Source organism: Roseicella frigidaeris (assembly GCF_003258945.1).
Lineage (GTDB): Bacteria > Pseudomonadota > Alphaproteobacteria > Acetobacterales > Acetobacteraceae > Paracraurococcus > Paracraurococcus frigidaeris.
Genome location: NZ_QLIX01000001.1, coordinates 600,319 through 623,212, shown reverse-complemented (window position 1 = coordinate 623,212; position 22,894 = coordinate 600,319). Strand labels below are relative to the sequence as shown.

Here is a 22,894-nt window from a genome sequence, read left to right as displayed (position 1 = left end):
CGGCTCAGATCCGCCCCAGCCCGGTGGCGGCGCCCCAGGTGGTGCGCCAGCGCGTCTTGATGCCGGTGAGCCCGATCAGCGCCACCGCCGCGAGCAGCGCGAAGACCAGCAGCCCCGCCTGGTAGCTGCCGGTGACCTGCTTGGAATAGCCGAGCGAGGAGGCGAGGTAGAAGCCGCCGATGCCGCCGGTCATGCCGACGAGGCCGGTCATGACGCCGATCTCGGCGCGGAAGCGCTGCGGCACGAGCTGGAAGACCGCGCCATTGCCCATGCCGAAGGCGAGCATGCCGATGATGAAGACCGTCAGCGCCATCCAGGCCTGCGGCAGGCCGAAGCTGACGATGCCGATGGCGACGGCCGCCGTCGCATACATGACGGAGAGGGCGCGGATGCCGCCGATGCGGTCGGCCAGCGTGCCGCCGACCGGCCGCACCAGCGAGCCGGCGAAGACGCAGGCGGCGGCGAAGAAGCCGGCGGTCTTCGGGTCCAGCCCGTACTGGTCGTGGAAGTAGATGGGCAGGGAGGAGGCGAGGCCGGAGAAGCCGCCGAAGGTGACGGCGTAGAAGAACATGAACCACCAGGCATCGCTGAGGCGGAACACCGCCATGTACTCGGCGAAGGATTTCGCCGGCGGCCGGTCCGGACTCTCGCGCGCCAGCAGCAGGTAGGTGGCGAAGGCGATGAGCAGCGGGATGGCGGCCAGGCCGAGGACATTCGTCCAGCCATAGGCGGCGGCGAGGGCGGGCGCGAAGAGCGCGGCGAAGACGACGCCGGAATTGCCGGCGCCGGCGATGCCGAGGGCGATGCCCTGCATCTCCGGCGGATACCAGCGCGAGGCGAGCGGCAGGGCGACGGCGAAGGAGGCGTCGGCGACGCCGAGGACGACGCCGAGCAGCAGGATCTGCGCGAAGCTGTGCACGCCGAACCACCAGGCGAGCAGCAGGCCGAGGATGACGATGACTTGGCCGATCATGCCGGTGCGCAGCGGGCCGATGCGATCGACCAGCACGCCGTTCACCACCCGCAGCAGCGCGCCGGAGAGCAGGGGCACGGCGACCATCAGGCCGCGCTGCGCCGGGTTCAGCGACAGGTCGCGGGCGATCTGGACGCCGAGCGGCCCCAGCATCACCCACACCATGAAGCTCATGTCGAAATAGAAGAAGGCGGCGAAGAGGGTCGGCGGATGCCCCGCCTTCAGGAAATCCCGTGACACCATACGGCCAAGCAACTCCGCGCGCCCGTTTGCCGCGCGGCTCGCCCTGCCCGACCCGGACGCACCGGGCCTTCCGCAGCGACGCTCCGCGCCGCCGTGGAACCGTGTTGCCTTCCCCGAGGACCCGGCCTCGCCGGCGCGGTTCCAGCCGCGCCGCCCTCCGAACCCTTCCGCCGGGACCACGGGCAATGCGGCGAAGGCCGCTTGCCGGGTCAGCGAATATCCATCCTAGGAAGAAGGCCGCGCGCGACGAAACCCGCTCCATCCATCCCGCAGTTCACAGGACCGTTTTTAGATCGACATCATCTCGTTCTCTTCCGGCACATTCCCTGCGCCGTCAGGCGGCGCGGCGCCCGGACAGCGATGGCCTTCCTCCCGGTGTCCCCCTCTTGCCGCGGGCGATCGGATCGAAGCCGCATCACCTCTTTGCCGGCCCGGCCGCCTGCGCCATCGAAGCAATCCGGTGGAGCAGGAGAGCGGCTTTGGGCGAGGCGACCGACAGCAGCGCGGAGGGCGCGGCCTGGTTCGTGGTGATCGCCAACGGCACCCAGGCCATGGCCAGCGTCGTCGCCGGCCTCGACGGGGTGCGGGAGGCGCTGATCCCGCTCGTGCTCGCGGGACGGGCCGATCTCTCGCCGGACAGCCTGGCCGGCATGCTCGCCGGCCTCGAGGACCCGGCCCTCTGGGCGCCGCACGGCACCGGCGACGGGCGCCCCTATTGGCATCTCTGGGTGCCGCTGGAAGCCGGTTCGGTCTCCATCCAGCGGCTCACCGTCGCGCCGCCGCAACTGGCGGCGGAGGCGGCGCAGCGCGAGGCGGCGATCCTGCGCCGCTCGCTGCTCGAGGTGCACGAGGCGCTGCAGGCGCTGTCGCGCGACCTGAAGACCCAACGCCTCACCTTCTGAGTCCCGATCCGAGTTCCCGGGCGCACCCTGCCGCGATCCGCGTCGGCGCCTCGGCGCCCGCCCGGGCGGGCGTCGCTCCCTCCCGCCGCCAACCCCATCGGATGCCTCGCATGCGCCCACTTCCCCTTGCCCTCGCCCTCCTGATCGCCCCCCTGGCCTCGGCCCTGGCCGAGACCTGCAGCACCTCCACCCTGGTCTCGCCGACCTATGCCTTCGCCCGCTGGTGCGGCGAGCCGCCGGCCGAGGGAACGCTCCGGCTCGGCCGGCGCGATGGCCGGCAGCTCGACTACGCCTCGGTTCCGCTGAGCATCTTCCGCGAGGTCGTCCGCGCGCCGCATGTGGACCGGTATGTGCGGACGGAGATCCAGCCGCGCTTCGCCGCGCCGGCGGCGCCGCGGGGACAGGCCGCCCCGCCCGGCTGAGCCCGGCCGGGGCGCCCCGGCGTCAAGCGCGGAGTTATCCCCAGCATCGTGGACATCCCGGTGGATATCTGGCGGACAACCGGGCCCAGCGGTGGCCTGGGCTGGGATGGCAGGAACCTTCTGCCTTTGTTCACCTGGGCCCGGATGGCGCGCCGGCTGTGGCCCCGGGACCACAGCCAGGCAGGGCGGCCCGGCTCAGCGCGGCGGCAGGATGCGCGCGGCGCGGTAGCCCTCGATCTGCGTGGCGAACATGCGCCAGCTATCGACGAACCCCGTGAAGCCCGCCTCGCGCGCCGCGGTCATCGACAGCATCACGTCGTGGTCGAGGCCGAGGAAGAAATCGGCGAAGTCCCAGCTCGCCACCGCGTCCAGCGGCAGCGCCAGGTCGTGCCGCGCCCGGATCCGCTCCCAGACGGGGGTTTTGTCGGCCATCCAGCGGGCCATCGGCAGCGGCCGCGGCCGGCCGGCCGGCACGCCGAACCACGCGGCCAGGGCCGGCCAGACATCGCACCAGCGGAAGCTGTCGCCGTTCACCAGGTTGAAGGCGCGGTTGGCGGTGCGCGGCTCGCCGAGCATCCACAGCACGCCTTCGGCCAGCAGCGTCGCGTCCGTCACCTCGAGCAGCGCGGTCCAGGCACCGGGCCGGCCGGGGAAATCGAAGGGCACGCCCAGTTCGCGGCAGATCGCGGCATAGGCGCCGAGGGTCGAGACCATGTTGCGGGCCCGGCCGGGCGCGACATCGAGCACGAAATTCGGCCGGCTCGCGCTCCAGCTCCAGCCGCGGCCGGCGGGCTGCGCCGCTTGGCGCGCCGCCACCAGGTCCTGCTGGTCGTAGTAGAAATTCGGCGGCATGTGCCGCGGGTCGTCCTCGCGCGCCGGGGTGCGGAACGGCCCGAGATGCATCCCGTACCACTTGCCGCCCTGGATGAGGTGGATGTGCCGGAAGCGCGGCAGCGCCGCCTCGGCCGCATCCAGCAGGTTGCGCAGCATGGCGAGGTTCGCTGGCACGTCCTCCACCCCGGTCTCGGCATGCGGCGCGCGCGAGGCATAGACGATCGCGGTGATCTCCGGCCGGCCGGAGAGGGCCTGGCGCAGCGCCGCGGCATCGGTCAGGTCGGCCGCGAGCCAATCCTCCGCCCCCGCCGGCCGGCGCCGCGACAGGCCGGTCACGGCGAAGCCGGGCCGCGCCCGCGCCCGCTCCAGCAGCCGCGTCGCCGCCGCGCCGGTCGCGCCGACGACCAGCAGCCCCTGCGTGTTGTCCATGCCGCCTCCTCCCCGCGTTGCAGCCGTCACCCTGCCCGGGCGCTGCCGAGCAGGTGCAGCACCAGCTCGCGCCGGTGCGGGCGCGTGCGGTGCTCGTAGAGATAGATCCCCTGCCAGGTGCCCAGCACCGGCCGCCCCTCCTGCACCGGGATGGAGAGCTGGGTCTGGGTCAGCGCCGCCCGGATATGCGCCGGCATGTCGTCCGGCCCCTCATCGGCATGCCGGTAGCGCGCCGCGTCGCCATCCGGCACGAGCCGGGCCAGGAAGGCCTCGAGATCGATCCGCATCTCGGGCGAGGCGTTCTCCTGCACCAGCAGGGAGGCCGAGGTATGCCGGCACCAGAGGGTCAGCAGCCCGGTATCGATGCCCTGGGCCGCGCACCAGCCGCAGACCTCGCGGCTGATGTCGACGAGGCCGCGGCCGCCGGTGGCGACGACGATCCGGTGCAGCCGCTGCTCCATGCCCCCCTCCGCGCCGCCGGCCCGGCGCCCCGATTCGCGCCGGCGCGACGGCAGGCCGCGCCTCGGGCTTTGGCAGGATGGGGCATCGCCTGCCATGCTGGCGAGGCCGGATCTTCGCCACCCGTCCCGGAGGACCAGATGCACGCCGCAGAGACAGGGCTGCCGCCATGGCCATGGCACACGGCCCTGCCGCGCCCCCGCCCAACCCGGCCAGGCCATGCCGAGACGAGCCATCGCCTCGTCCTGTGCTGCCTGCTGGGCTGTCTGCTGGGCTGGGCCACCACCGCCCAGGCGCAGGACAAGCCGGCCGCCGAGAAGCCCGCGCCGCCGCCCGCCCAGCCGGAGCGGATCGAGAAGGGCTCGGTGCTGCGGCTGCTCGGGCGGGAGGTGAAGGGCACCGATGGCGAGACCGTCGCGCAGATCGTCAATGTCGTGATCGATCCGTCGGGCGAGCCGCGCGCCGTCATCCTCGACTTCGGCGGCTTCCTCGGCGTCGGCAAGCGGCGCATCGCCGTGGCCTGGCGGGCGCTGACCTTCTCCACCGCGAATGGCCAGAACACGATCACCCTCACCCTCGACCGCGACCAGCTCAAGAACTTCCCCGATTACAAGCCGGATGGCCCGGTGATCGTCGCCACGCCGCCGCAGGACGCGGTCGGCCAGCCCGCCGGCGCCGCCCCCGCCTCCTCCGCCGCGCCGCAGCCGGCCGATCCCGCGCCCCACCCCGCCCCGGGCGCGCCGCCCGCCGCCTCCGAGCCGCCGCCGGCCGGCCCCGCCGCGCCCGCCGACCCGCAGGCCGCGCCGGCCGCGCCGCCAGCCACGCCAGGCGCCGCGGCGCCGACCAGTGAGCCACCGCCGGTGGCGCCCACGGCGTCCCCCCCGGCTTCGCCGCCTGGCGCGCCCCCGGCCGCGCCGGCGCCCTCCGCGCCGACGCCCCCCAATCCGGCGCCCCCGGATCCAGCGCCCCCCAATCCAGCGCCCCCCGATCCAGCGTCTGGGGCGCCACCCGCTCCCGCCGCGCCGAAATAGGCGCGCGCATGCAGGGCAGGCGCAGCGCCCGCGCGCTGGACTGGCTGAATTTCTTCCTCGCCGAGGTCCAGACGGGCTTCGGCCCCTTCGTCGCGGTCTATCTCACCTCCCAGGAATGGACCGAGTTCGAGATCGGCCTCGCGCTCAGCGTCGGCACCCTGACCGCCATGCTGAGCCAGGTGCCGGCCGGGGCCCTGGTCGACGCCACGCCGCGCAAGCGCCTCGTCGCCTTCGCCGCGCTGCTCTCCCTCGCCCTCAGCGCCCTGACCTTCGCCGCCTGGCCCGAGACCCTGCCCGTGCTCGGCGCCGAGGTGCTGCACGGCTTCGCCAGCTGCCTGCTCAACCCGGCCGTCGCCGCCATCAGCCTGGCGCTGGTCGGCCAGGCCGCGCTCGGCGAGCGGCTGGGCCGCAATTCGCGCTACCGCGCCATCGGCAACGGCATCACCGCCGGGCTGATGGGGCTGGTCGGCACCTATGTCTCCGGCGCCGCGGTGTTCTGGCTCACCGCCCTCTTCACCCTGCCGGCGATGCTGGCGCTCAGCCGCATCCGCGCCGCCGATCTGGCGCCGCGGGAGACGGCGATGCGGCACGCCGCCAGCCAATCCGGCTGGCAGGGGCTGCGCGGCCTGCTGACCAATCGCGGCGTGCTGATCTTCTCGGCCTGCTGCGCCCTCTTCGCCCTCTCCAACGCCGCCATGCTGCCGCTGGCCGGCACCGAGGCGACGGCCCGGGCCGGCAGGATGGCCAACCTCATCATCGCCGCCTGCATCGTCGTGCCGCAGCTCGTGGTGGCGCTGATCTCGCCCTGGTTCGGCCGGCTGGCGGCACGACGCGGCCGCCGCCTGCTGCTGCTGCTCGGCCTCGGCGCCCTGCCGCTGCGCGGGCTGCTGCTGGCGCTGATCGAACACCCCTTCGCCCTGGTGCTGGTGCAGGCGCTGGACGGCATCAGCGCGACGGCCTTCGGCATCCTGCTGCCGCTGCTCGCCGCCGACCTGACGCGGGGCACCCGGCTGTTCAACACCGGCATGGGGCTGTTCGGCCTGGCCAGCGGCATCGGCGCCACGGCGAGCACCACCATCGCCGGGGCGCTGGCGGCGCAATACGGCACCGGCCTCGCCTTCGGCGCCCTGGCCGGGGCGGGGCTGCTCGCCTTCGCGCTGGCCCTGTTCGCCATGCCGGAGACGCGCCCCACCGAGGAGGAGGAGGCGCCGGAAGCGGCGACGCCGCGCGCCGGCACGGCAGCCGCCGGGCCCGATCCCGCCCCGGTGGCGAGCGCCTCGCCCGCGCGCCCGCGCCGCATGCCGGAGGCCGCATCCCGGCCCGGCGAGGCGGCCCAACCGGGTCCCGATTCAGGTCCTGATCCGGGGCCGGGCGGGGGACGGGGTCCGGGCGGCGAGGCATGACGCGCCTGCGCCCGCTGCGCGGCCAGGCCGCCGCCCGGCCGATCGCGGCGCTGCCGCGCTACCTGTGGCTCTTCGTCCTGCTGTTCCTCGGCTGGGGCGTCCTCAGCCCGCTGCTGCCGGCGGTGCTCGTCGCCCGTGGCGCCGCCCCCTCCGAGGTGGCGCTGCTGCTCGCGATCGGGGCCGGGCTGCGGCTGGTCACCATGCCGCTCGCCGGCGCGCTGGCCGACCGGCTCGGCGCGCCGCGGGCCTTGCTCGCCGCGGCGCTGCTCGGCGCCGCGCTCAGCGTGCTCGGCTATGCCTTCGCCTGGGGCTTCGTGCCCCTGCTGGTCGTCGGCATCGCGCATGCGCTGACGACGGCGCCGGTGGGGCCGCTGCCCGACGCGCTGGCGGTGCGGGAAGCGGCCCGCCACGAGGCGGGGCGGCCGCGCCTGCACTACGGCCCGGTGCGGGGCGCCGGCGCCGCCGCCTTCATCCTCGCCAGCCTCGGCGCCGGCAAGGCGGCCGAGGTGGCCGGCACGCCGGTGGTCGTGCTCTGGCTGAATGCCCTGCTCTTCGGCCTCGCCGGCCTCGCCGCGCTGCGCCTGCCGCGCCCGGCCGAGACGCCCGCCGAGGCCGGCCCGCCCCCCGCCCGGCTGGGCCTCGCCGGGCCGGGCCGCCAGGCCATCGCCGCGACGCTGCGGCTGCCCTCCTTCCGGCGCCTGCTGCTGGTCTCCGGCCTCATCCAGGGCAGCCATGCCTTCTATGCCGGCTATGCGGTGCTCGAGTGGCAGGCGGCCGGCCTCGGCCCCGTCGCGGTCAGCGGCCTGTGGTCGCTCTCCGTCGTCGCCGAGGTGGCGGTGTTCTTCCTGTTCGGCCGGCCGCTCCTCGCCCGGCTCGGCCCCGGCGGGCTCTGCGCCCTCACCGCCCTGGCGGGGGTGCTGCGCTGGTCGGTCATGGCGCTCGACGGGCCGGTGCCGGCAATCGCGCTCGCCCAGCTGCTGCACGGGCTGACCTTCGCGGCGCAGCACCTGGCGGCCATGGCGATCCTGGCGCAGACGGTGCCGGACCGGCTGGCGGCGACCGCGCAGTCGCTGCTCGCCTCGCTCGGCAGCGGCCTCGCCACCACGCTGCTGCTGTTCGCCTCCGGCCCGCTGCATGATTGGCTTGGGATCGGCGGCTTCTGGGCGATGGCGGCGCTCTGTGCCCTCGCCATGCCGCTCTGCCGCGGCCTCGGCGGCGCGGACCGGGCGCGATGAGCTCGGCCGCCCCCGCGGCCGCGGCGGGGCGACGCCTGCTGCTGGTCGGCGGCGGGCATGCGCATCTCGGCCTGCTGCACGGCCTCGCCCGCCGGCCCGAGCCGCGGCTGCGCATCACCCTGGTCGCGGCCGAGACGGCGCCGCTCTATTCCGGCCGGCTGCCGGCCCTCCTCGCCGGCCTCTGCCCGCCCGCCGCCTGCCGCATCGATCTCGGCCGCCTCGCCGATGCGGCCGGCGTCGCGCTGCGGCACGACCGGGCCACGGCGCTCGACGCGGCGGCGCGGCACCTCCTCTGCGCCAGCGGCGCGCGGTTCCCCTACGACCTGCTCTCCCTCGATACCGGCTCGGTCGCGCGCCCCTTGCCGCCGGGCGAGGGCCGGCTGCTGCCGGTGCGGCCGATCGGCGACGTCCCGGCCCGCCTGGCGGCGGCGCTGGACGGCCTGCCGCCGGGCCCGGCGCGGATCGCCGTCATCGGCGGCGGCGCGGCGGGCGTCGAGCTGGCCTTCGCGTTGCGCCGCCGCCTCGCGCAGGAGGGTCGCGCGGCGGCACTCTGGCTGCTGCCCGGGCCGGCGCTGCTGCCCGCCACCGGCCCCTGGGGGCGCCGGCTGGTCGCCCGGGCGCTGGCGGCGCGCGGCATCGCGGTGATCGACGGGGCCAAGGTCGTCGGCAGCGGGCCGGAGGGGCTGCGCCTCGCCGATGGGCGGAGCCTGCGCATCGACCTGGCGCTCTGGGCGACCGGCGCGGCGGCGCCCGCCTGGCTCGCCGGCAGCGGCCTCGCCCTCGATCCGGCGGGCTTCGTCGCGGTGGACGCGACGCTGCGCTCGATCTCGCATCCGGAGGTGTTCGCGGCGGGCGACGTCGCGGCGGTGCTGCCGCATCCGCGGCCGAAGGCCGGCGTCTTCGCGGTCCGCCAGGGCGCGCCGCTGCTGGCCAATCTCCGGCGGGTGGCGAGCGGCGCGGCGCCGCGCGCCATCCGCCCGCAACGCCGGGCCCTGGCGCTGATCGGCACGGCGGACGGCGCCGCGATCGCGCTGCGCGGCCGCCTCGCCCTCGAGGGGCGCTGGCTCTGGCGGCTGAAGCAATGGCTGGACGGACGCTGGATGGCGCGCCTCGCGGCGCCGCCGGCCCGCCGGGCCGGATAGCCGGCCCGCCAGCGCCCACCCGGCAACCACCCCGGGCATCCACCCGGGGCAACCACAGGGTCGCGCCGGGTGTTCGCGCCCGATGAGGCAGAGGTCCCGGCCATGGCATCCATCACCCCCAGGCGCGCCGCCCCCGGTGCGGTCGTCATCACCGGCGCCTCGGCCGGGGTCGGGCGCGCGACGGCGCGCGCCTTCGCGCGGCGCGGCTTCGACCTCGCCCTGATCGCCCGCGGCACCGAGGGGCTGGAGGCGGCGCGGCGCGAGGCCGAGGCCGCCGGCGTGCGGGCCATCGCCCTGCCCGCCGACACCGCCGACGCCGCCGGCATCCTCGCCGCCGCGGATCGCGCCGCGGAGGTCTTCGGCGGCATCGGCACCTGGGTGAACGCGGCCATGGCGACCACCTTCGCGCCGGTGCACGACACCAGGCCGGAGGAGTACCGCCGGGTCACGGAGGTGACCTATCTCGGCTATGTGCACGGCACGCTGGCGGCGCTGCGGCACATGCGCCCGCGCAACGCCGGCACCATCGTCCAGGTCGGCTCCGCCCTCGCCTACCGGGCGATTCCGCTGCAATCCGCCTATTGCGCGGCGAAATTCGCCATCCGCGGCTTCACCGATTCCCTGCGGTCCGAGTTGCAGCACGAGGGCAGCCGGATCCGCCTCACCATGGTGCAGCTACCGGCGGTGAACACGCCGCAATTCGACTGGGCGCGCAGCCACATGCCGCGCCGGGCGCAGCCGGTGCCGCCGATCCACCAGCCGGAGCCGGTGGCGGAGCGGATCGTCCAGGCCGCGCTGACGGCGCCGCGCGAGCTCTGGGTCGGCGGCGCGACGGTGAAGGCCATCCTCGGCACCATGCTGGCGCCGGGGTTGGTGGACCGCCTCCTCGCCCGCCAGGGCTATGACGGCCAGATGACGCAGGAGCCCGAGCCGCCCGGCCGGCCGGACAACCTGATGACGCCCTGGCCGGGCGACCAGGGCGCGCATGGGCGCTTCGACGCCAGGGCGCGCGACCGGGCCATGGCGGTCGATCCGGACTGGCTGCGCGCCGCGGCCGGGCTGGCGCTCGGCCTGTTGCTGCCCCTGGCCTGGCAGGGCCTCACCACGCCCGGCCAGCAGCGGCACGGGCCGCCGGCGCGCTGACCCGGGCGGCCTGCCCCTCCCCCACCCGTAGCCAGAGAAGGGAATACGCGATGGCATCCCCGTCCCCCGTGAAGGTCCTCGGCCTCTGCGGCAGCCTGCGGCGCGGCTCGCTGAACGCCGCCGCCCTGCGCGCGGCCCGCGAGCTGGCGCCGCCCGGCCTGGAGCTCACGATCTTCGAGGGCCTGCGCGAGATCCCGCCCTATGACGACGATCTGCGCCATGACGGCTATCCGCCACCGGTGCAGGCGCTGCGCGACGGCATCCGGGCCGCGGATGCGGTGCTGATCGCCACGCCGGAATACAACTACTCGGTCCCCGGCGTGCTGAAGAACGCCATCGACTGGGCCTCCCGCCCCCCCGAACAGCCCTTCGAGGGCAAGCCGGTCGGCATCATGGGGGCGAGCCCGGGTGCGATCGGCACGGCGCGGGCGCAGTACCACCTGCGCCAGAGCTTCGTCTTCCTCAACGCCCTGGTGCTGAACCGGCCGGAGGTGATGATCGGCCAGGCGACGAGCCGCTTCGATGCCGAGGGACGGCTGACCGACGAGAAGACGCGCGAGTTCGTGCAGTCGCTGCTGGTGGCGCTGCGGGACTGGACCCTGCGGCTGCGCCGCTGAGCGCGGCGCCCGATCGGGCAGACCCATAACCAACGGCATGCATGCTTCATCCATGCCGAGCGCGCGGCGCCCGGCGTTTGAGGGGTCGTTGATGGGTCACCATCAACGACCGTTCGTATCACCTGATCGGGATCTGCCCTGGAAACGCGATGCTCTGGGCCCGCCGGTCAGGCCAGCAGCCGCGCCATCGCCAGGCGCACGAGATCGCCGGGCCGCGGCCGGGCGATGAAGGTCAGGGCCGGCGCATAGGCAATCTCGTGCAGCAGGGCGCCGAGCGTCTCGCCCTCCCCGGCCAGACCGGGAAAGCGGCGCCGCAACCCCTCGCCGAGTTGCCGCCAGTGGTCGCGGATGATCGCCTCCTGCCGGCGGAGCGAGGGCGCGCCGGGGGCGGCGAGGCGCGCATGCTCGAGGATGGTGAGGGACCAGGTGCCGCTGCCGGAGCGCGCATCGGCCCAGGCCGCCAGCAGCTCGATGGCGCCGGCCGCATCCGGCGCGGCGGCGATGCCGGCCAGCAGGGCATCCAGCGCCTCCTGCCCCTGCCTCTCGAGGACCGCGAGGAAGATCGCCTCCTTGCCCTCGAAATTCGAGTAGACCGCTCCCTTGCTGTAGCCCGCCGCGGCGGCGATGCGGTCGACCGAGGTGGTCGCGTAGCCCTCCCTGGCGAAGAGCTCGGATGCGGCGGCGAGCAGCCGCTCGCGCGTCAGCGCCTGGCTCTTCGCCCTGCTCAAGCGTGCCATGGTCCTGTCCGCATCCCCTTCCGCGCGGCCGGCACCGCCCGCGCCCTTGCATTTCCACATACCATACGGTATCTAAATACCAATCGGTATCCATGCTGCCGATGCCGAACCTGCCAGCCGGGAGGCCTCGCGCCGCGCCCAAGCCAGCCGGAACGCCCTGGCCCGGACGCCGCCGCAAGGAGCTGCCATGAAACACGCCATCACCCGCATCCGGCACGCGCTGCACTGGCGCGACCTCACCGTCCGCCGCACCGAACACGTCACGCCGCGCATGCTGCGGCTGACCCTCGCGGGCGAGGCGCTCGCCGGCTTCACCAGCCTCTCCCCCGATGACCACATCAAGGTCTTCGCGCCGGGCGAGGCCGGCCAGACCGAGCGGCGCGACTACACGCCGCGCCGCTTCGATGCCGCGGCGGGCGAGCTGGTGGTGGATTTCGCCCTGCACGAGGCCGGCCCGGTGACCGCCTGGGCGCGCGGCGCCAAGCCCGGCGACGCGGCGCAGATCGGCGGCCCGCGCGGCTCGGCGGTGGTGCCGCATGATTTCGACTGGTGGCTGCTCGTCGGCGACGAGACCGCCCTGCCCGCGATCGGCCGGCGGATCGAGGAATTGCCGGCGGGCACCCCGGTCACCAGCCTCGTCGCGGTGACCGGGCCGGAGGAGGAGCAGCGCTTCGAGACGGCGGCGGCGCACCAGGCGGTCTGGGTGCACCGCCCGCCGGCGCAGGCGGCCGATCCGGCGCCGCTGCTGGCGGCGCTGGAAACCTTCGTCCCGCCCGCGGGCGAGGGCTTCATCTGGATCGCGGCCGAGGCCGGCGTGGCCCGCGCCCTGCGGCGGCACGTGCTGGAGGTGATGCGCCATCCCGCCCCCTGGCTGAAGGCGGCCGGCTACTGGGTGCAGGGCCAGGCGGATGCCAGCGAGAAGCTGGAGGCCTGACCGGATGGGGGAGCGGCGCCGCTCCCCCTCTCCCCCGGCGGCCCGGCTCAGCGCCTGCCGGGCGGCGGCCCCTGGAACACCCGCGCGAACCCCTCCAGCGCCCAGTCCACCTCCGCCGCGGTGATGACCAGGGGCGGCGAGATGCGGATGGTGTTGTCGTGGGTGTCCTTGCAGAGCAGGCCGGCCTCGCGCAGCGCCTCGCAATAGGCGCGGGCGGTGCCGGCGGCGGGGTCGATCCCGGCCGCCAGCATCAGGCCGCGGCCGCGGACCTCGCGCAGGCAGCCGCCGATCCCCCGCAGCCCGGCCAGCAGCCTCTCCCCCATGCGGGCGGCATTCCCCACCATGTCCTCCTCGACGAGGACGCGGAGCGCCTCGCGCGCCACCGCGCAGGCCAGCGGGTTGCCGCCGAAGGTCGAGCCATGCTCGCCGGGCCCGATGACATCCATCACCGCCGCCTCGCCGAGCACCGCCGAGACCGGGTAGAAGCCGCCGGAGAGCGCCTTGCCCAGCAGCAGCAGGTCCGGCCGGACGCCCTCATGCTCGGCCGCCAGCATCCGGCCGGTGCGGCCGAGGCCGGTCTGCACCTCGTCCAGGATCAGCAGCACGCGATGCCGGTCGCAGGCCGCCCGCACCGCCCGCAGATAGCCCTCGGGCGGGATGACGACCCCCGCCTCGCCCTGGATCGGCTCCAGCAGCACGGCGGCGGTGCGGGGAGTGATCGCGGCCTCCAGCGCCGCGGCATCGCCGAAGGGGACGATCCGGAAGCCCGGCGTGAAGGGCCCGAAGCCGGTGCGCGCCGTCGGGTCGGTGCTGAAGCTGACCACGGTGGTGGTGCGGCCATGGAAGTTGCGGGCGGCGACGATGATCTCGGCCTCGCCCTCGGGCACGCCCTTGACGTCGTAGGCATGGCGGCGGGCGAGCTTCACCGCGCTCTCCACCGCCTCGGCGCCGCTGTTGACCGGCAGGGCCTTGCCGAAGCCGGTAAGGCCGCACAGCGTCTCGAGATAGGGCGCGAACTGATCATTGCGGAAGGCGCGGGAGGTCAGCGTCAGCCGGCCGGCCTGCGCGACCATGGCGGCGCGGATGCGGGGGTGGCAATGCCCCTGGTTGACCGCGGAATAGCCCGCCAGGCAGTCGAGGTAGCGCCGGCCCTCGACATCCCACACCCAGACGCCCTCGCCGCGGGCGAGGACGACGTCGAGGGGCTTGTAGTTGCGGGCGCCGAGCCGGTCCTCGATCGCCGCATGGTCGCAGCCGCCGGAAAAGCCGGGCGTGGCCAGGAGGAGCGGCAGGGTGTCGGGCATGGTGCGTGTCCTGTGCTTGCAGCCGGCTGCCCTGCCGCGAGGCGGCGGGGCGGGAAGATCAGCCCGCCGGAACGGCGGCGAGCGCCTGCGGCGCCACCGCCGCGGCCGTGCTGCGGTCGAGCCGCAGCGTCATGCAGAAGGCGGCGCCGCCCGAGAGGATGAAGGGGGCGAGGTCGAGCTCGACCACCCGGTAGCCGCGCTCGGCGAGGATCGCCCGCAGCCGCGGCGAGGTGCGCGCCATCACCACCGTGCGGCCGAGCGCGACGGCGTTGAGGCAGAGCAGGCCGGCTTCCTCCGCCGTTGCCTCGATGCGCTGCGCCACCGGGATGCGGTCGTGGATCTCGGCCAGGGAGGCGGGGGCGAAGGCGCCGGGGTAATGCAGCACCTCGCCGCCCGGCAGCGGGCAGAAGCAGACATCGAGGTGGTAGAAGCGCGGCGAGACCAGCTCGAGCGGCACGATGGGCTGGCCGAAGAAATCCGCGAGATGCGGGATGGCGCCCCGCAGCGAGCGCTGGCCGTGACCGGCCCAGAACTGCCCGCGCCCGGCATCCCAGAGGCAGTCGCCGGCGCCCTCCTGGTACAGCCCCTCCGGCAGCTCGGCGACCTCGTCGATCAGGCCGCGCGCCTGCAGGCCACGGAAGCCGGCGCGGAACCGCGCCTCCTCCGGCCGGCGCTCCACGCAGGCGAAGCGGGCCAGCAGCGCCCGGCGGTCGAGCACCACGGCGGCATTGGCGGGGAAGACCATGTCCGGCAGGTCGGGGGCGCCCGGCAGCACCTCGAGCCTGGCGCCGGCGGCGCGCAGCGCCTCGGCCAGCCCGGACCAGGCGGCGCGGGCGGCGGCGCGGTTCGCCTCCACATCGCGGTGCCAATCCTCCGGCCGCATCCAGGGGTTGATGACATAATCGACCTCGAAATGCGCTGGGTCGGTCATGAGGATCGTCGGGGCCATGCGCTCTCCTGGCCCAGGGGTCGGAAGCGGGGTCCGAGGCGGGCCGTTTCGCGCCTATCCTGGCAAGCGGGAGCGCCAGCCTTCCGCTCGACAATTGGCAATCCGGCGCCTCGAATCGGGCAAACTGCCAATCCGGACGGACAGATCGCCAAGGGGGCGCATGGAGCTCGACGACACCGACCGACGGTTGATCGCCCTGCTGCGCGACGACGCGCGGCGCCCGGCCTCCAGCCTGGCGGCGATGCTCGGCGTCTCCCGCGGCACGGTGCAGAACCGCATCGCCCGGCTGCTGCGGGGCGGCGCGATCCAGGGCTTCACGCTGCGGCTCGGCGCCGAGGCGGAGCGGGCGGGCGCCGGGGTGCGGGCCATCACCGCCATCGAGATCCGCGGCCGCAGCACGGCGGGCGTGCTGCGGGCGATGCGCGGCTTCCCGGAGGTGCGGGCGCTGCACATGACGAATGGCCGCTGGGACGTGATCGCCGAGCTCGGCGCGGAGGGGCTGGAGGCGCTGGACGGGGCGCTCAACCGCATCCGGATGCTGGAGGGCGTGGCCAACACCGAGACCAGCATCCTGCTCTCGACCCAGAAGGGCTAGGAGAACTCCCCACGAAACCGCGTCGCGGCCTCCCCAGGACGCCGCAATCGGGCGTCCTGGGGGACGGGTCAGCCTTCCAGGCGCTCCAGCACCCGCGGCGGCGACATCGGCAGGGCGTAGAAGCGCTTGCCGAGCGCGTCGTGGACGGCGTTCGCCACCGCGGCGAGGGGCGGCACCAGCGGCACCTCGCCGACGCCGCGCACGCCCTGCGGATGCTTCGGGTTGGGCACCTCGATCATCACCGCATCCAGCATCGGCAGGTCCGAGCAGACCGGCATGCGGTAGTCGAGGAAGCCGGCATTCTCCACCCGGCCCTGCCGGTCGTAGATGTACTCCTCGTTCAGCGCCCAGCCGATGCCCTGCGCCGCGCCGCCCTGCATCTGGCCTTCCACGTAGCTCGGATGCACGGCGCGGCCGACATCCTGGAAGGAGGTGTAGCGCAGCACCCGGACGATCCCGAGATCGACATCCACCTCGACATCGCAGAGATGGGTGGCGAAGCCGCCCTCCGCGCCGGTGGTGTTGAGCTGCACGCCGGCGCCGATCGGCCCGCCCGTCTCGGTCGCCCGCGCGGCGAGCTCGGCCAGGCTCAGCGGCGGGAAGCGGCCGGCATTCTCGCTGACCGGCCGCGCCTCGCCATTCTCCCAGGCCACCGCCTCGGGGTCGATCTTCCAGATCTTCGCCGCCCGCTCCTTCAGGCTGGTGATGACCTTCTCGGCCGACTGCGTCACCACCATGGCCGAGGCGAAGAGCACGCGGCTGCCGCCGGTCAGGTTGCTGTAGCCGATCGTCGCCGTGTCTCCGATCAGCACCGAGACGCGCTTGTAGTCGATGCCGAGCAGCTCGGCGGTGATGTTGGCGATGGAGGCGCGGGAGCCGCCGATATCCGGATGGCCGGTGGTGACGACGACGTTGCCGTCCTCGGTGATGTTGACCTGGGCGCTGCTCTCGCCGCCGGCATTGAACCAGAAGCCGCTGGCGACGCCGCGGCCGCGCAGCCGGCCCGCCGGCGCCTCGCCGAGCGGCGTGTTGTAATGCGGATGCGCCTGCGCCGCCTCGATCGTCTCCATGAAGCCGATGCGGGGATAGACCGGGCCATGCGCCGCCTTGGTGCCCTGGCGCGCGGCGTTCTTCAGCCGCAGCTCCAGCGGGTCCATGCCCAGCGCCTCGGCGACCTCGTCGATCACGCATTCCACCGCATAGGCGCCGATCGGCGCGCCGGGGGCGCGGTAGGCCGCGACCTTGGAGCGGTTGCTGACCACGTCGAAGCCGGTCGCCACCACGTTCGGGATGGTGTAGGGCGCGAAGCCGCAGCCGGCGGCGCCGCGGATCGGCGAGCCGGGCAGCGCGCCCGCCTGCAGCCAGAAGGTGCCCTGCGCCGCGACCAGGCGGCCATCCCTGGTCGCGCCGATCTTCACCGTGCTCTTCGAGCCGGAGGTCGGGCCGGAGGCGCGCATCACCTCCTCGCGCGACATCACCATCTTCACCGGCCGGCCGGACTTCTTCGAGAGGAGCGTCGCCAGCGGCTCGAGATAGATGATGGTCTTGCCGCCGAAGCCGCCGCCGATCTCGGCCGGGATGGCCCGGATGTCGCTCTGCGGGAGGCCCGTCAGCAGCGCGGTCATGGCGCGGACCATGAACTGGCCCTGGGAGGAGGACCAGATGGTGGTCTTGCCGTCGGCCGCGACGCTGACCAGGCAGGCATGCGGCTCGATATAGCCCTGATGCACCGGGCGGGTGGTGAAGCTGCGCTCGATGACGACATCGGCCTCGGCGAAGCCGGCCTCGATGTTGCCCAGCTTATGCTCCAGCTTGCCGGCGATGTTCGAGGGCTTGCCCTCGAAGCGGAGGAAGTCGTGCAGGATCGGCGCGTCCGGCCGCAGCGCGTCATCGATCTCGATGACATGCGGCAGCACCTCGTACTCCACCTCGATCAGCCGCAGCGCCTCGGCGGCGATGCTCTCGCTGGTCGCGGCGACGGCCGCCACCGGGTGGCCGTGGAACAGCGCCTTCTCCCGCGCCATGACGTTGCGGCTCATCCAGCGCATGTCCTGGATGCCGAGCATGACCGGCTTGTCGAGCGGGAAGTCGACGATGTCGGCCCGCGTCACCACCGCCTTCACGCCCGGCAGCGCCTCGGCCTTCGCGGTGTCGATCGAGCGGATGACGGCATGCGCGTGCGGACTGCGCAGCACCTTGCCCCAGATCATGCCGGGCATGGTGGTGTCGGCGGCATAGGCGGCGCGGCCGGTGACCTTCTCGGCGCCGTCGGGGCGGATCGTGCGCTGGCCGATCCACTTGTTGGTCATGTCGTTCATCGCACGGCCTCCGGCATCTCCGCTTTCGCCCCGCGCATCTCCGCCGCCGTCTCCAGCACCGCGCGGACGATCTTGTCGTAGCCGGTGCAGCGGCAGAGGTTGCCGGCGAGGCCGAAGCGCACCTCGGTCTCGGTCGGGTCGGGATTCTTCTCGAGCAGCGCCCGGGCGGCGATCAGCACGCCGGGCGTGCAGATGCCGCATTGCAGCGCCGCCATCTCGAGGAATTTCTGCTGCAGCGGGTGCAGCCCGTCGCCGCTCGCCATGCCCTCGATGGTGCCGATCTCATGCCCCTCGGCCTCCACCGCCAGCATCAGGCAGGAGCAGATGAGGCGGCCATCCAGCGTGATGCTGCAGGCGCCGCAATCGCCGGAGCCGCAGCCCTCCTTGCTGCCGGTGAGGCCGAGCGGGCCGCGCAGCACGTCGAGCATGCTCTGCTGCGGCTCGCAGAGGAACTCGACCGGCTCGCCGTTGACGGTGGTGGTGACGTGGATCTTCGCCATGGCTCAGGCCCTCCCGGCGCGGTCGGCGGCGATGGCGACGCAGCGCCGGAGCAGCACGCCCGCCACCTTGGTGCGATAGGCGATGGTGCCGCGCTTGTCGTCGATGGGACGGCAGGCGGCGCTGCAGGCCGCCGCCGCCGCCGCCAGCGCCGCCTCCTCCAGCCGGCTGCCGATCAGCGCGGCCGCGGCGGGCCCGACCAGCAGCGGCGTCGGCGCGACGGCGCCGAGGCCGATCCGGGCTTGCGTCACCACGCCGTCCTCCAGGGTGATGCAGGCGCCGCAGCCGACCACGGCGATGTCCATCTCGGTGCGCGGGATCATGCGCAGATAGGCATCGCCCGTGCCCGCCGGCTGCGGCGGCAGGGTGAAGCTGACGAGGATCTCGCCCGGGGCCAGGTTGGTCCGCCCCGGCCCGGCCGGCACCGCCTCGACCGGCATCTGCCGCCGCCCGTTCGGGCCCTGGATGGTCACCACCGCGCCGGCGGCGATCATCGCCGGCACGCTGTCCCCGGCCGGGGAGGCGTTGCAGAGGTTGCCGCCCGGCGAGGCGCGGCCCTGCACCTGCTTCGAGCCGATGAGGTTGATGCCCTCCAGCACGCCGGGCCAGACCTTGCCGAAGCGGGGATGCTCGGCGAGCCGGGCGCCGGAGACCGCGGCGCCGATCCGGAAGCCGCCCTCCGGCGTCTCCTCGATCGTGGTCATCTCGGCGATCTTCTTGATGTCGACGATGAGGCCGGGCCGTACGACGCCGGCGCGCATCTGCACGAGAAGGTCGGTGCCGCCGGCCAGGATGCGGGCTGCCCCCGCCGCGGCGGCATAGGCGCCGACCGCCTCGTCCAGCGTGCCTGGCGCCAGGTATCGTATGTCCGTCATGCCTGCTTCCGTGATCGTTTCCATGGCGTCCCACGCCCGCGGCGCAGCGCGGCGCCGGGCGGGACCAGGGATCGTAACGGCAGGCTACGCCGGCCGGCCGGGTGGGCAAAGCCCCCTTGGTCGGACGTCCGGCCGACAGGGTCCGGCGCGGTGCCGGAATGACGGGCGGCGACTCGATCCGCTGCGATAGGCTCGCCCGTCTGGCCAGGAGGCGGCAGGCTGGCCCATCGTGCCGCCCGGCGGCCCTCCCGGCCGCTGAGTGGGAGCGCGCCATGGCCGAGCGGATACCCCTGTCGCTGCACGTGCCGGAGCCGGCGGTCCGGCCCGGCGGCCGGCCGGACTTCCAGTATCTGAGCATCCCCCGGGCCGGCGCCGTCCGCCGCCCGCCGGTCGATGTGCCGGCGCATGAGATCCACGACCTCGCCTATTCCATCATCCGCGTCCTCAACCGCGAGGGCGAGGCGGTCGGCCCCTGGGATCCGGGGCTCGGCGTCGAGGCGATGAAGGCCGGGCTGCGCGCCATGCTGAAGACCCGCGCCTTCGACGCCCGGATGATGATGGCGCAGCGCCAGGGCAAGACCTCCTTCTACATGCCCTCGACCGGCGAGGAGGCGGTGGCCTGCGGCTTCCAGACGGCGCTCGAGAAGGGCGACATGAACTTCCCGACCTATCGCCAGCAGGGGCTGCTGATCGCCCAGGACTGGCCGCTGGTCGACATGATGTGCCAGGTCTTCTCCAACGAGCGGGACCGGCTGATGGGGCGGCAGCTGCCGGTGCTCTACTCGGCGAAGGAGGCCGGCTTCTTCTCCGTCTCGGGCAACCTCACCACGCAATTCGTCCAGGCTGTGGGCTGGGCCATGGCCTCGGCGATCAGCGGCGACACCCGCATCGCCGCCGCCTGGGTCGGCGAGGGCTCGACGGCCGAGAGCGACTTCCACGCCGCGCTGGTCTTCGCCTCGGTCTACCGGCCGCCGGTGATCCTGAACGTGGTGAACAACCAGTGGGCCATCTCGGCCTTCCAGGGCATCGCCGGCGGCGAGAGCGCGACCTTCGCCGCCCGGGCGCATGGCTACGGCATCCCCTCGCTGCGGGTGGACGGCAACGACTTCCTCGCGGTGCATGCCGCCTCCTCCTGGGCGGCGGAGCGGGCGCGGCGCAACCTCGGCGCCACGCTGATCGAATGGGTGACCTACCGCGCCGGGGCGCACTCCACCTCGGACGACCCCTCGCGCTACCGGCCGAAGGAGGAATCCGACGCCTGGCCGCTCGGCGACCCGATCGAGCGGCTGAAGAACCACCTCATCGCCCTCGGCGCCTGGAGCGAGGAGCGGCAGACCCAGCTCCGCGCCGAGATCGAGGACGAGGTGCTGGCGGCGGCGCGCGAGGCGGAGGGCTACGGCACCCTGCATGACGGCCCGAAGCCGAGCAGCGCCGCCATGTTCGAAGGAGTCTACAAGGAGATGCCGCGGCACCTGCGGGAGCAGCGCCAGGAAGCGGGGGTCTAGGATGCCGCGCCGCACCATGGTGGAGGCCATCCGCGACGCGCTCGACGTGATGATGGCGCGCGATCCCCGCGTCGTCGTCTTCGGCGAGGATGTCGGCTATTTCGGCGGCGTCTTCCGCTGCACCGAGGGGCTGCAGCGGAAATACGGCGCCTCGCGCTGCTTCGACGCGCCGATCTCGGAGACCGGGATCATCGGCGTCGCCGTCGGCATGGGCGCCTACGGGCTGCGCCCGGTCGCCGAGATCCAGTTCGCCGACTACATGTATCCCGGCTACGACCAGATCGTCTCCGAGGCGGCGCGGCTGCGCTACCGCTCGGCCGGCGAGTTCACCGCGCCGATGGTGGTGCGCATGCCCTGCGGCGGCGGCATCTTCGGCGGCCAGACCCACAGCCAGAGCCCGGAGGCGCTCTTCACCCATGTCGCCGGGCTGAAGACCGTCATCCCCTCCAACCCGCACGACGCCAAGGGTCTGCTGATCGCGGCGATCGAGGATGACGACCCGGTCATCTTCCTCGAGCCGAAGCGGGTCTACAACGGCCCCTTCAACGGCCATCACGACCAGCCCATCGTGCCCTGGGCGCGCCACCCGCTCGGCGAGACGCCGGACGGGCACTACAGCATCCCGCTCGGCCAGGCGGCGGTGCGGCGGGAGGGCGCGGCGGTGACGGTGCTCGCCTACGGCACCATGGTGCATGTGGCCGAGGCGGCGGCGGAGGAGACGGGCGTGGATGCCGAGATCATCGACCTGCGCAGCCTGGTGCCGCTCGATGTCGAGGCAATCGAGCGCTCGGTGATGAAGACCGGCCGCTGCGTCATCCTGCACGAGGCGACGCGCACCTCCGGCTTCGGCGCCGAGCTCTCGGCGCAGGTGCAGGAGCGCTGCTTCCACCACCTGGAGGCGCCGATCCTGCGCGTCACCGGCTGGGACACGCCCTATCCGCACGCCCAGGAATGGGACTACTTCCCGGGCCCGGACCGCGTCGGCCGGGCGCTCCGCGCCGTGCTGGAGGACTGAGATGGGCACGCGCGTGGTCAAGATGCCGGATATCGGCGAGGGCGTGGCCGAGGCCGAGCTGGTCGGCTGGCACGTCAAGGTCGGCGACGTGGTGCGGGAGGAGCAGCCGCTCGCCGAGGTGATGACCGACAAGGCGACGGTCGAGATCCCCTCGCCGGTCGGCGGCACCGTCATCGCCCTCGGCGGCGAGGTCGGCAGCCGGCTCGCGGTCGGCGGCGAGCTGCTGCGGATCGAGGTGCCGGGCGCGCCGGACAGCGCCGCCCCGGCGCCGCGCAAGGCGCCAGCCGAGCCGCAGCCCAAGGCGGCGCCCGCCGCGACACCGCCCGAGGGCGCGCCGGCCAATCCCGCACCACTGGATCCCGCACCGCCGCGCCCCGCCGCGCCCGAGCCACGCCCCGCCGCGGCGCTGCCGCGCCGGCCGGCCCCCGCGGCGCGCCCCGCCGGCCCGCCGCGGCAACCGGGCGAGCGGCCCATCGCCTCGCCGGCCGTGCGGCAGCGGGCGCGGGAGGCCGGCATCGACCTGCGCCAGCTCCGCGGCAGTGGCCCGGCCGGGCGCATCCTGCACGAGGATATCGAGGCCTGGCTTCGCGAGGGCGGCCCTGGCCCGGCGCCCGCCGGCCGCGCCGCCGATACCCGCATCGAGGAGATCCGCGTCACCGGCCTGCGCCGCCGCATCGCCGAGCGGATGGCCGAGGCGAAGCGCCGCGTCGCGCATTTCTCCTATGTCGAGGAGATCGACCTGACGGCGCTGGAGGCGCTGCGGGCGGCGCTCAATGCCGAGGCCGGGGAGCGGCCGAAGCTCACCCTGCTGCCCTTCCTGATCCAGGCCCTGGTCCGCGCCCTCGCCGAATTCCCGCAGATGAACGCGCATTACGACGACGAGGCGGAGGTGATCCGGCGGCATGGCGGCGTGCATGTCGGCATCGCCACCCAGACGCCGGGCGGCCTGGTCGTGCCGGTGCTGCGGCATGCCGAGGCGCGCGACCTCTGGGACTGCGCGGCGGAGGTGAAGCGCCTGGCCGATGCGGCGCGCACCGGCCTCGCCGGGCGCGAGGAGCTGAGCGGCTCGACCATCACCATCACCAGCCTCGGCGCGCTGGGCGGCATCGTCAGCACCCCGGTGGTGAACCGGCCGGAGGTGGCGATCATCGGCGTCAACCGCATGGCGGTGCGGCCGATGTGGATCGACGGCGCCGTGGTGCCGCGCCGGATGATGAACCTCTCCTCCTCCTTCGATCACCGCGTCGTCGACGGCTATGACGCGGCGGTCTTCATCCAGCGCATCAAGGGGCTGCTCGAGATGCCCGCGCGCATCTTCATCGGGGGCTGAG

At 74.1% G+C, this 22,894-nt stretch carries 22 protein-coding genes; 13 read left to right on the top strand and 9 right to left on the bottom strand.

Translation table 11 applies throughout. The features are described 5' to 3' along the window. Positions 1–4: 4 nt before the first annotated feature. Entirely contained in the window at positions 5–1,216 is a 1,212-nt protein-coding gene (locus DOO78_RS02880; protein WP_111468200.1) for a nitrate/nitrite transporter, read from the bottom strand. A 479-nt stretch (positions 1,217–1,695) separates the two neighbouring features. Here DOO78_RS02880 and DOO78_RS02875 point away from each other — a divergent pair, with 479 nt between their 5' ends. After that, positions 1,696–2,118, top strand: a complete 423-nt coding sequence (locus DOO78_RS02875) for a hypothetical protein (protein WP_111468199.1) — start codon at positions 1,696–1,698, stop codon at positions 2,116–2,118. 110 nt (positions 2,119–2,228) lie between these two features. Continuing rightward, positions 2,229–2,540 carry a KTSC domain-containing protein gene (locus tag DOO78_RS02870; RefSeq protein ID WP_111468198.1) on the top strand — a complete coding sequence of 104 codons (312 nt, stop codon included), beginning with the start codon at positions 2,229–2,231 and terminating at the stop codon, positions 2,538–2,540. 195 nt (positions 2,541–2,735) lie between these two features. On the opposite strand, the gene DOO78_RS02865 is transcribed toward DOO78_RS02870, so the two are convergent. Beyond that, a complete protein-coding gene (locus tag DOO78_RS02865; protein ID WP_111468197.1) occupies positions 2,736–3,803 on the bottom strand; it encodes an SDR family oxidoreductase in 1,068 nt (355 codons plus the stop codon). 26 nt (positions 3,804–3,829) lie between these two features. Beyond that, positions 3,830–4,264 carry a secondary thiamine-phosphate synthase enzyme YjbQ gene (locus DOO78_RS02860; protein WP_111468196.1) on the bottom strand — a complete coding sequence of 145 codons (435 nt, stop codon included), beginning with the start codon at positions 4,262–4,264 and terminating at the stop codon, positions 3,830–3,832. Positions 4,265–4,402: 138 nt separating this feature from the next. On the opposite strand from DOO78_RS02860, the gene DOO78_RS02855 reads away from it, so the two are divergent. The 6 genes from DOO78_RS02855 (at position 4,403) to DOO78_RS02830 (ending at position 10,833) form a co-directional block, all read left to right on the top strand. Next, positions 4,403–5,293, top strand: coding sequence for a PRC-barrel domain-containing protein (locus DOO78_RS02855; protein WP_111468195.1), 891 nt, complete (start codon positions 4,403–4,405; stop codon positions 5,291–5,293). An 8-nt stretch (positions 5,294–5,301) separates the two neighbouring features. After that, the gene (locus DOO78_RS02850) at positions 5,302–6,696 is read left to right on the top strand and encodes an MFS transporter (RefSeq protein WP_111468194.1); all 1,395 of its coding nucleotides are present in this window, start codon (positions 5,302–5,304) and stop codon (positions 6,694–6,696) included. Further along, on the top strand, positions 6,693–7,931 hold the full coding sequence (locus DOO78_RS02845; protein ID WP_111468193.1) for an MFS transporter: 1,239 nt from the start codon (positions 6,693–6,695) through the stop codon (positions 7,929–7,931). Before DOO78_RS02850 ends, DOO78_RS02845 begins: the two co-directional genes overlap by 4 nt. Next, positions 7,928–9,073, top strand: coding sequence for an FAD-dependent oxidoreductase (locus DOO78_RS02840; protein ID WP_111468192.1), 1,146 nt, complete (start codon positions 7,928–7,930; stop codon positions 9,071–9,073). The genes DOO78_RS02845 and DOO78_RS02840 overlap by 4 nt, the downstream gene beginning before the upstream one ends. 102 nt (positions 9,074–9,175) lie before the next feature. Continuing rightward, positions 9,176–10,216, top strand: coding sequence for an SDR family oxidoreductase (locus tag DOO78_RS02835; protein ID WP_111468191.1), 1,041 nt, complete (start codon positions 9,176–9,178; stop codon positions 10,214–10,216). A gap of 50 nt (positions 10,217–10,266) precedes the next feature. Beyond that, positions 10,267–10,833: an NADPH-dependent FMN reductase gene (locus DOO78_RS02830; protein ID WP_111468190.1), complete on the top strand. Its 567-nt coding sequence runs from the start codon at positions 10,267–10,269 to the stop codon at positions 10,831–10,833. Between the two features lie 167 nt (positions 10,834–11,000). Here DOO78_RS02830 and DOO78_RS02825 read toward each other — a convergent pair whose 3' ends face one another. Continuing rightward, positions 11,001–11,570 carry a TetR/AcrR family transcriptional regulator gene (locus tag DOO78_RS02825; RefSeq protein WP_111468246.1) on the bottom strand — a complete coding sequence of 190 codons (570 nt, stop codon included), beginning with the start codon at positions 11,568–11,570 and terminating at the stop codon, positions 11,001–11,003. Between the two features lie 187 nt (positions 11,571–11,757). Between DOO78_RS02825 and DOO78_RS02820 the strand changes: the two genes are divergently transcribed. Further along, entirely contained in the window at positions 11,758–12,504 is a 747-nt protein-coding gene (locus tag DOO78_RS02820; RefSeq protein ID WP_111468189.1) for a siderophore-interacting protein, read from the top strand. A gap of 47 nt (positions 12,505–12,551) precedes the next feature. On the opposite strand, the gene rocD is transcribed toward DOO78_RS02820, so the two are convergent. Both rocD and DOO78_RS02810 read right to left on the bottom strand, forming a co-directional pair. Further along, positions 12,552–13,808, bottom strand: a complete 1,257-nt coding sequence (gene rocD / locus DOO78_RS02815; RefSeq protein ID WP_111468188.1) for an ornithine--oxo-acid transaminase — start codon at positions 13,806–13,808, stop codon at positions 12,552–12,554. Positions 13,809–13,866: 58 nt separating this feature from the next. Beyond that, positions 13,867–14,757, bottom strand: a complete 891-nt coding sequence (locus DOO78_RS02810) for a dimethylarginine dimethylaminohydrolase family protein (protein ID WP_111468187.1) — start codon at positions 14,755–14,757, stop codon at positions 13,867–13,869. Between the two features lie 160 nt (positions 14,758–14,917). Here DOO78_RS02810 and DOO78_RS02805 point away from each other — a divergent pair, with 160 nt between their 5' ends. Then, positions 14,918–15,352, top strand: a complete 435-nt coding sequence (locus DOO78_RS02805) for an Lrp/AsnC family transcriptional regulator (RefSeq protein WP_111468186.1) — start codon at positions 14,918–14,920, stop codon at positions 15,350–15,352. A 68-nt stretch (positions 15,353–15,420) separates the two neighbouring features. On the opposite strand, the gene DOO78_RS02800 is transcribed toward DOO78_RS02805, so the two are convergent. From DOO78_RS02800 to DOO78_RS02790, 3 genes are read right to left on the bottom strand one after another with little or no spacing between them, the layout of a single operon-like run. Beyond that, positions 15,421–17,670, bottom strand: a complete 2,250-nt coding sequence (locus DOO78_RS02800) for a xanthine dehydrogenase family protein molybdopterin-binding subunit (protein WP_111468185.1) — start codon at positions 17,668–17,670, stop codon at positions 15,421–15,423. Next, the gene (locus tag DOO78_RS02795; protein ID WP_111468184.1) at positions 17,667–18,170 is read right to left on the bottom strand and encodes a (2Fe-2S)-binding protein; all 504 of its coding nucleotides are present in this window, start codon (positions 18,168–18,170) and stop codon (positions 17,667–17,669) included. Before DOO78_RS02795 ends, DOO78_RS02800 begins: the two co-directional genes overlap by 4 nt. Positions 18,171–18,173: 3 nt before the next feature. Beyond that, positions 18,174–19,043, bottom strand: a complete 870-nt coding sequence (locus tag DOO78_RS02790) for an FAD binding domain-containing protein (RefSeq protein ID WP_207802760.1) — start codon at positions 19,041–19,043, stop codon at positions 18,174–18,176. A 272-nt stretch (positions 19,044–19,315) separates the two neighbouring features. On the opposite strand from DOO78_RS02790, the gene DOO78_RS02785 reads away from it, so the two are divergent. From DOO78_RS02785 to DOO78_RS02775, 3 genes are read left to right on the top strand one after another with little or no spacing between them, the layout of a single operon-like run. Further along, a complete protein-coding gene (locus DOO78_RS02785) occupies positions 19,316–20,548 on the top strand; it encodes a 3-methyl-2-oxobutanoate dehydrogenase (2-methylpropanoyl-transferring) subunit alpha (protein WP_111468183.1) in 1,233 nt (410 codons plus the stop codon). A 1-nt stretch (position 20,549) separates the two neighbouring features. Then, positions 20,550–21,563, top strand: a complete 1,014-nt coding sequence (locus tag DOO78_RS02780; protein WP_111468182.1) for an alpha-ketoacid dehydrogenase subunit beta — start codon at positions 20,550–20,552, stop codon at positions 21,561–21,563. A gap of 1 nt (position 21,564) precedes the next feature. After that, positions 21,565–22,893: a dihydrolipoamide acetyltransferase family protein gene (locus DOO78_RS02775; RefSeq protein WP_111468181.1), complete on the top strand. Its 1,329-nt coding sequence runs from the start codon at positions 21,565–21,567 to the stop codon at positions 22,891–22,893. The last annotated feature ends 1 nt before the right edge of the window (position 22,894 follow it).